Source organism: Caulobacter sp. P1_B12_2, assembly GCF_056406675.1.
This window is the reverse complement of record NZ_JBFTZS010000166.1, coordinates 1-9,122: the sequence shown is the minus strand read 5'-3', so window position 1 is coordinate 9,122 and position 9,122 is coordinate 1. Positions and strand designations below refer to the sequence as shown.

At 66.9% G+C, this 9,122-nt stretch carries 6 protein-coding genes; all 6 read left to right on the top strand.

What is annotated here, in order from left to right:
• The first annotated feature begins 176 nt into the window (after nt 1–176).
• A complete protein-coding gene (locus AC1DZ6_RS12155) occupies nt 177–824 on the top strand; it encodes an MlaC/ttg2D family ABC transporter substrate-binding protein (protein WP_477097437.1) in 648 nt (215 codons plus the stop codon).
• Between the two features lie 18 nt (nt 825–842).
• On the top strand, nt 843–1,364 hold the full coding sequence (gene mlaD, locus AC1DZ6_RS12150) for an outer membrane lipid asymmetry maintenance protein MlaD (RefSeq protein ID WP_477097436.1): 522 nt from the start codon (nt 843–845) through the stop codon (nt 1,362–1,364).
• 1 nt (nt 1,365) lies between these two features.
• Nucleotides 1,366–2,172 carry an MlaE family ABC transporter permease gene (locus AC1DZ6_RS12145; protein ID WP_477097435.1) on the top strand — a complete coding sequence of 269 codons (807 nt, stop codon included), beginning with the start codon at nt 1,366–1,368 and terminating at the stop codon, nt 2,170–2,172.
• Nucleotides 2,169–2,933, top strand: a complete 765-nt coding sequence (locus AC1DZ6_RS12140; protein ID WP_477097434.1) for an ABC transporter ATP-binding protein — start codon at nt 2,169–2,171, stop codon at nt 2,931–2,933. The genes AC1DZ6_RS12145 and AC1DZ6_RS12140 overlap by 4 nt, the downstream gene beginning before the upstream one ends.
• Nucleotides 2,934–2,937: 4 nt before the next feature.
• Complete coding sequence (locus tag AC1DZ6_RS12135) at nt 2,938–3,393, top strand: hypothetical protein (protein WP_477097433.1); 456 nt, start codon at nt 2,938–2,940, stop codon at nt 3,391–3,393.
• Nucleotides 3,394–3,588: 195 nt separating this feature from the next.
• On the top strand, nt 3,589–9,122 hold a 5,534-nt coding region (locus AC1DZ6_RS12130), incomplete at its 3' end, for a HAMP domain-containing protein (RefSeq protein WP_477097432.1).

Here is a 9,122-nt window from a genome sequence, read left to right as displayed (position 1 = left end):
GCCTACGGACAGCACCGCGAGGCCGTGGTGCGCGAGGCGACGGGGGCGGTGCAGGAACTGCCGGACTTCGACGAGGCTCCCCCATCGACCGAACCGGTCGCCACGCCGGCCCAGACTCCGACCGCTCCCCTTGAGCCCGCCCCGACTGAACCGCAATGACTTCGCTGGACAAGCCCATGACCAACGCCCATCCCACCCGCCGTTTCGCACAGTTCGCCCTGGTCGCCCTGGTCGGCCTCGGCGCCCTGGGGCAGGCCAAACCGGCCCTGGCTCAAGGCCCGCGCGACCCTCAGGCCGAGCAGTTCGTCCAGACGCGCGCCCAGAGGGTGATCACGGTCCTCGCCGACAAGTCCCAGAGCGTCGCCCAGAAGAAAGCGACCTTCCACCAGGGCATCGACGAACTGGCGGATGTGCCGCGGATCACCAATTTCGTGCTCGGAAAGTACGCCCGCACGATCACGCCCGATCAGCGTCAACGGTTCGCGGCGGCGTTCCGCGTCTACGCCGAAAGCGTCTACCAGAACCGCATCAACGACTATCACGGCGAGGTTCTGAAGGTGACGGGATCGACCGTCCGCAAGCCGGGCGACGTGATCGTCAACACCACGATTTCGGGCGGGCAGGTCGGTACGCCGCTGCCGGTGGCGTGGCGGGTGATGGGCGGCGGGACCTCGTGGAAGGTGGTCGATGTCCAGTTCAAGGGCGTGTGGCTGGCGATCACCCAGCAGCAGGACTTCGTTTCGACCATCGACAACGCCGGCGGCAATATCGATGTGCTGATCGGTCAATTGAAGCGCGACGCCCAGCGTCCGGCCTCGCGCTAACAACAAGGACGAGAGGATATGGGGTTGCGCGAACAATGGGCCGAGACCTTGATGGGTCTCCTCGTTCTCGTCCTGGCGGCGGGTTTCCTGGTCTACTCGCTGACGGTGGGCGGCGTGGGCAGCAAGCCGGGCGGCTATGAGGTCACGGCGAAGTTCGGCCAGGTCGGGTCCCTGGCGCCGGGCGCGGCCGTCAGCGTCGCGGGCGTCAAGGTCGGCACGGTTTCGGAAATCCAACTGGATCCCAAGACCTATCTGGCGGTGACCAAGCTCAGCCTGGATCCGGACGTCAAGCTGCCCTCGGACTCGACCGCCAAGGTCACCAGCGACAGCCTGCTTGGCGGCGTCCACGTGGCGATCGCCCCCGGCGGCGCGGCCGACGACATCAAGGCGGGCGGCGAGATCGACAACACCCAGGGCGCGGTCGATCTGTTTGGCCTGATCGGTTCGGTGATGCGTCCGCAAGGCGACGCCGCCGCCGCCCCGGCGGCCGGCCCCGCGCCCGCGGCGAACCCCGCCGCCACGGCTCCGGACAGCTACTGAGATGGCCGCGGCCGGCGCGGCGATCCCCGCGGTATTCAAGCCGTTGCGCACCGTCGGGCGCTCGACGCTGGGCGCGCTGCGCATGGTGGGCGCGGTCGGCGTCTTCGCTCTGCGCGGCGTGATCTCGATTTTCTCCCCGCCTTGGTTCCCCAACCAGTTCCTGCGTCAACTGCTCGCCATCGGCTTCTTCTCGCTGCCGGTCGTCGGCCTGACGGCGATCTTCACCGGCGCGGCCTTGGGCCTGAACATCTACACTGGCGGCGGGCGCTTCAACGCCGAGCAGGTGATGCCCCAGATCGTCGCCCTGGGCATCACGCGCGAGTTGGGTCCCGTGCTGGCGGCCCTGATGCTGGCGGGCAGGGTGTCGGCCGCCATCGCCGCCGAGATCGGGGCCATGCGCGCCACCGAGCAGATCGACGCGATGCGCACCCTGTCGACCGATCCGTTCCGCTACCTGGTCGCGCCGCGCCTGCTGGCGGCGACCCTGGTCCTGCCTCTGCTGACCCTGATCGCCGACATCATCGGCGTGGCCGGCGGCTGGCTGGTGGCGGTGCGGATCCTGGATTTCAACTCGACGGTCTACATCCGCAACACCCTGAACTTCATCCAGGGCTGGGACGTCGTCTCGGGCTTGATCAAGGCGGCCGTGTTCGGCTTCATCGTCGCCCTGATGGGATGCTACCATGGCTACCACGCCAAGGGCGGCGCGCGCGGCGTGGGTCGGGCGACGACCCACGCGGTGGTGTCCTCGGCGATCTTGATCTTCGCCTCCGACTACTTCCTCACAACGCTGTTCACTCACGCATGACCCAAGTCGCCAAACTCGAATGGAAGGGCGTTCGCAAGCGCTTCGACGGGCCGGTCCTCGACGGGCTGGACCTCAGCGTCGCGGCGGGACGGTCGCTGGTGATCATCGGCGGGTCCGGCCAGGGCAAGTCGGTGACCATCAAGGTCGCCATGGGCCTGGTGCGTCCCGACGCCGGCCAGGTGCTGGTCGATGGCGAAGACCTGATCGGCATGGGGGGCGCTTCGCGGCGCAAGCTGTTCGAACGCATCGGCGTGCTGTTTCAAGGCGCGGCGCTGTTCGACAGTCTCAGTGTCTGGGAGAACGTCGCCTTCCGCCTGATCAACGCCGATGGGGCGCCTCGCAAGGAGGCCAAGGCGCGGGCGATCGAGGCCCTGGGCCGCGTCCATCTGGGCGTCCACGTCGCCGATTCCTATCCGTCCGAGCTGTCGGGCGGCATGCAGAAGCGGGTGGGCCTGGCGCGGGCGGTGGTGGCCAATCCCGAGATCATCTTCTTCGACGAGCCGACCACCGGTCTGGATCCGATCACCTCGTCGGCGATCAACGAGCTGATCGTCGAGCAGGTGAGGGGGCTGGGCTGCACGGCGGTGTCGATCACCCACGACCTGGCCTCGGCGCGCACGATCGGGGACGAGATCGCCATGCTGCACGCCGGCAAGATCATCTGGCGCGGCTCGCCTGCCGAACTGGACCGGACCGACAATCCGTATGTTCGTCAGTTCGTCGACGGCCGCGCCGATGGTCCGATGGCGAGCATGGTCTAGGGCGATGGCAAATCGTCGGGCGAGCGTCGCCTTGCTGACGGTGCTGGCCCTGGGATTGGCCGGCGCGGCCCAGGCGCAGGACTATGTGCGCGCCGACTGCCGCGCCCAGCTCGACCCGGCGGCCCTGCGGTTCGACACCGCGGTGCATCAGCGGTGGTACAGGCGGTTCTGGACGGGCGATTGCGACCACCTGCCGTTCTGTCTTCCCGGCTCGCCGAACTGGAACGACATCGTCGGCAAGCTGCTGACGCGCGGCGGTCCGGCCGAGCGGGCGGCGCTGCTGCCCAAGGCCTGTCGACTGGGCCAGACGATCGGATTGGAGTGGGGGCGCGACAAGAAGGTCCGCCGTATCGACACTCACGATCTGCACGCTTTCAAGGGGCAGTTGGAGGCGTCCGGCGACGCCCTGCGCGGCGTGGAGCAGGTCGAGGCCTCGGCCCGCGCGAAGATGGCGCATTAGCAACCGCGATCCTCGCGGTTCGAAAAGCTTCACCGTAAAGCGGAACCAAAGATTTTCCCCCGCGTTGGACCGGCTCGGGGGGTTGTGGGATACGTTATAGGCTGTTGAGGGCGGTGAACCGCTTCCGGGGTCTGGATCGTTTTCCCGATTAGCGCCGCCCACGTATATCGATCGATTTCGACGTGGAGTGTTTCTATGCCGGCGGCCCAGTCCAAGACCCAGCAGCGCGGGCTCGACAATCACCAACTCCTGGCCGCCTTGCGCGCGTTTCGGCGCGGCGACTTCTCGGTGCGTCTGCCGACTGACCTGTCGGGCCTGGACGGGGAACTGGCCGAAGCGTTCAACGACGCCGTCAATCTGAACGATCAGATCTCGAAAGAGTTCGAACGCCTCGGCGATGTCGTCGGCAAGCAGGGGAAGATCAACCATCGCGCCCGTCTGCCAGGCGCCACCGGCTCGTGGGCGCACAGCGTCGAGGCGGTCAACACCCTGATCACCGACATGGTCCACCCGACCGCCGAAATGGCCCGGGTGATCGGCGCCACCGCCAAGGGCGACCTCAGCCAGACCATGGACCTCGAGAACGAGGAGCGGCCCCTGCGCGGCGAGTTCCTGCGCATTGGCAAGGTCGTCAACACCATGGTGGGCCAGCTGGGCTCGTTCGCCTCGGAAGTGACCCGGGTGGCGCGGGAAGTCGGCACCGAAGGCAAGCTGGGCGGTCAGGCTCAGGTGAAGGGCGTGGCCGGCACCTGGAAGGACCTGACCGACAACGTCAACCTGATGGCCGCCAACCTGACCGGCCAGGTCCGGAACATCGCCGAGGTGACCACGGCCGTCGCCAACGGCGACCTCTCACGCAAGATCACCGTGGACGTGAAGGGCGAGGTGCTGGAGCTGAAGAACACCATCAACACCATGGTGGACCAGCTCAACAGCTTCGCCTCGGAAGTGACCCGCGTGGCGCGCGAAGTCGGCACCGAGGGCAAGTTGGGCGGCCAGGCCAACGTGCGGGGCGTGGCCGGCACGTGGAAGGAGCTGACCGACAACGTCAACCTGATGGCCGGCAACCTGACCGGCCAGGTGCGGAACATCGCCGAGGTGACCACCGCCGTGGCCCGGGGCGACTTGAGCCGCAAGATCACCGTGGACGTGAAGGGTGAGGTGCTGGAGCTGAAGTCGACCATCAACACCATGGTGGACCAGCTGAACGCCTTCGCCTCGGAAGTGACCCGGGTGGCGCGGGAAGTCGGCACCGAAGGCAAGCTGGGCGGCCAGGCCCGCGTTGAAGGCGTGGCCGGCACCTGGAAGGACCTGACCGACAACGTCAACCTGATGGCCGGCAACCTGACCGGCCAGGTCCGCAACATCGCCGAGGTGACCACCGCCGTCGCCATGGGCGACTTGTCCAAGAAGATCACCGTCGACGTGAAGGGCGAGGTTCTGGAGCTGAAGAACACCATCAACGTCATGGTGGACCAGTTGAACGCCTTCGCCTCGGAAGTGACGCGCGTGGCGCGGGAAGTCGGCACCGAAGGCAAGCTGGGCGGCCAGGCCAACGTCACCGGCGTCGGCGGCACCTGGAAGGAACTGACCGACAACGTCAACCTGATGGCCGGTAATCTGACCGGTCAGGTGCGGAACATCGCCGAGGTGACCACCGCCGTCGCCATGGGCGACCTGTCCAAGAAGATCACCGTCGATGTGCGCGGCGAGATCCTGGAGCTGAAGAACACCATCAACACCATGGTGGACCAGCTGAACTCGTTCTCGTCGGAAGTGACCCGGGTGGCCCGCGAAGTCGGCACCGAAGGCAAGCTGGGCGGCCAGGCTCAGGTGAAGGGCGTGGCCGGCACCTGGAAGGACCTGACCGACAACGTCAACTTCATGGCCGGCAACCTGACCGGCCAGGTCCGCAACATCGCCGAGGTGACCACCGCCGTCGCCAACGGCGACTTGTCCAAGAAGATCACCGTCGACGTGCGCGGGGAAATCCTCGAGCTGAAGAACACCATCAACGTCATGGTGGACCAGCTGAACGGCTTCGCCTCGGAAGTGACGCGCGTGGCGCGGGAAGTCGGCACCGAAGGCAAGCTGGGCGGGCAGGCGCAGGTGAAGGGCGTGGCCGGCACCTGGAAGGAGCTGACCGACAACGTGAACCTGATGGCCGGCAATCTGACCGGTCAGGTGCGGAACATCGCCGAGGTGACCACCGCCGTCGCCATGGGCGACTTGTCCAAGAAGATCACCGTCGACGTCCGCGGGGAAATCCTGGAGCTGAAGAACACCATCAACGTCATGGTGGACCAGCTCAACTCGTTCAGCTCGGAAGTGACCCGCGTGGCGCGGGAAGTCGGCACCGAGGGCAAGCTGGGCGGCCAGGCTCAGGTGAAGGGCGTGGCCGGCACCTGGAAGGACCTGACCGACAACGTCAACTTCATGGCCGCCAACCTGACCGGCCAGGTCCGCAACATCGCCGACGTCACCACCGCCGTCGCCAAGGGCGACCTGTCCAAGAAGATCACCGTCGACGTGAAGGGCGAGATCCTGGAGCTGAAGTCGACCATCAACGTCATGGTCGATCAGCTCAACGGCTTCGCCTCGGAAGTGACCCGCGTGGCCCGCGAAGTCGGCACCGAAGGCAAGCTGGGCGGCCAGGCCCAGGTGCCCGGCGTGGCCGGCACCTGGAAGGACCTGACCGACAACGTCAACATGATGGCCGCCAACCTGACCGGTCAGGTCCGGAACATCGCCGACGTCGTCACCGCGGTCGCCCAGGGCAACCTGAAGCGCAAGCTGACCCTCGACGCCAAGGGCGAGATCGCCTCGCTGGCCGACACCATCAACGGCATGATCGAGACCCTGGCCACCTTCGCCGACCAGGTGACCAACGTGGCCCGCGAAGTGGGTTCGGAAGGCAAGCTGGGCGGCCAGGCGCGGGTGCCCGGCGCCGCGGGCCTGTGGCGCGACCTGACCGACAACGTCAACGAACTGGCCGCCAACCTGACCACCCAGGTCCGCGCCATCGCCGAGGTGTCCACCGCCGTGACCAAGGGCGACCTGACGCGGTCGATCACCGTGGAAGCGTCAGGGGAAGTCGCCGCGCTGAAGGACAACATCAACGAGATGATCCGCAATCTGAAGGATCAGACGTTGAAGAACACCGAGCAGGACTGGCTGAAGACCAACCTGGCCCGGTTCAGCCGCATGCTGCAGGGCGAGCGCGACCTGTCGACCGTGTCGAACCTGGTGCTGTCGGAGCTAGCCCCGCTGATCAACGCCCAGCACGGGGTGTTCTACGTTTCCGACCACGACGTGAACGGCGAGCCGGTGCTGAACCTGGCCGCCAGCTACGCGTCCAATCCGGGTGACAAGCCGCCGTCGCGGCTGCGCCAGCGCGAAGGCCTCATTGGGCAATGCGCGGCCGAGCGCCAGCGCATCCTGCTGACCAACGTCCCGTCCGAATACATCAAGATCAGTTCGGGCCTGGGCGAGGCCGCGCCGCAGAACATCATCGTGCTGCCCGCCCTGTTCGAAGGCGAGCTGAAGGCGGTGATCGAGCTTGCCACCTTCGGGGCGTTCAACGAGACCCAGCAGGCCTTCCTGGACCAGCTGATGGAATCCATCGGCATCGTTCTGTCCACCATCGCCGCCAACATGCGGACCGAGGGTCTGCTCGAACAGTCCCAACTGCTGACCTCCGAGCTCCAGGCTCAGCAGGGCGAGCTGAAGAAGACCAACGACCGCCTGGAACTGCAGGCCGCGTCCCTGCGGCAGTCCGAAGAGCTGCTGCGTTCCAAGCAGGACGAACTGCAGCAGACCAATGCCGAGCTGGAGGACAAGGCCGTCCTGCTGTCGGCCCAGAACAAGCAGGTGGAGGCCAAGAACACCGAGGTCGAACAGGCCAAGGCGGCGCTGGAGGAGAAGGCCGAACAGCTGGCCCTGACCTCGAAGTACAAGTCCGAGTTCCTGGCCAACATGAGCCACGAGCTGCGCACGCCGCTCAACAGCCTGCTGATCCTGTCCAAGATGCTCAGCGAGAACGCCCAAGGCAATCTGAGCGCCAAGCAGGTGGAGTTCGCCCGCAACATCCACAGCGCCGGCGCCGACCTGCTGGGGCTGATCAACGACATCCTGGATCTGTCGAAGATCGAGAGCGGCACGGTCACCCTCGACATCGGCGAGATGTCGTTCGCGTCCCTGCGCGATCAGACCGACCGCACGTTCTCGCAGCTGGCCCAGGACAAGAAGCTGGACTTCTTCGTCAACATCGACCCGGCCCTGCCGCGCTCGATGTACACCGATGACAAGCGCCTGCAGCAGGTGATCAAGAACCTGCTGTCCAACGCCTTCAAGTTCACCCAGGCCGGTTCGGTTCGCCTGACCATCGCCCGGGCCGAGGACGGCTGGGCCAGCGGCAACGACCACCTCAACAAGGCCGGCCAAGTGCTGGCCTTCTCGGTCGAGGACACCGGCATCGGCATCCCCGAGGACAAGCAGCGGATCATCTTCGAGGCCTTCCAACAGGCTGACGGCACCACCAGCCGCAAGTACGGCGGCACGGGCCTGGGCCTGTCGATCAGCCGCGAGATCACCCGCCTGCTCGGCGGCGAGCTGCGGGTCATCTCGACGCCAGGACAGGGCAGCAACTTCACCCTCTACCTGCCGCTGAACTTCAGCCCGGCCGCGCAGACCCAGTCGACCCAGCCGCTTCGCCCCGCCACCTCGCCGGTCCCGACCTTCCGGCTGTCGACCGTCTCGATCGGGTCGACCGAACCGGCCGAGACTGTGGTCGACGACCGCGAGCAGATCGAGCCGGGCGACGCCGTGGTGCTGATCGTCGAGGACGACATCCGCTTCGCCTCCATCCTGCTGTCCCTGGTGCGCGACGGCGGATTCAAGGGCGTGGTGACCGGTGAAGGCTCCGCGGTGCCGTCCCTGGCCCGGCGGTTCACGCCGGACGCCATCATGCTGGACATCGGGTTGCCCGACATGGATGGCCTGGCCCTGCTGGACCTGCTCAAGCGCACGCCCGACACCCGCCACATCCCGGTGCAGGTGATTTCGGCCGACGACCACGGCGGCCTGGGCCTGTCGATGGGCGCCTTCGGGTTCACGAGCAAGCCGGTGGAGCGCGAGTCGGTGGCCTCGACGCTGGAGAAGGTCAAGCATCTGGTCGCCGAGACCGGTCGGGCCCCGATCCTGGTCGGCGGCGAAGGCCAGGCCGCCGACACGCTGCGCGACACCATCGGAGCCGTGAAGGTGGCGCCGACCCTGTTGGACCTGCCGGACGACGCGTTCACGGGCGAGGGCGATTGCCTGGTCATCGATGTCGGTCCGGGACCGGTCGGGCCGTTCATCGACATCCTCAAGCAACGCGGCGCGGTGTCGGGCGTCGCGGTGTTCTACGCGCCCGAAGATCTGGAGCCCGAGGACGACCGCCGCCTTCGCCTGGCGGTGTTCTCCGGCCTGGCGCGCCTGGCGCGCACGCCCGAGCAGTTGATTGACCACGTGACCATGTCGCTGCACGCGCCGCTGGACCGCCTGTCCTCGCCGGCCCGGGCGATGATCGCCCATAGCCGCCACGCCGACGCCGTCCTGACGGGCCTGACCGCGGTGGTGATCGACGACGACATCCGCAATATCTTCTCGCTGGCCAGCGCGCTGGAGGAATACGGCATCGAACTGCGCTACGCCGAGAGCGGCCGGGAGGGGCTGGAGCTCCTCGACAG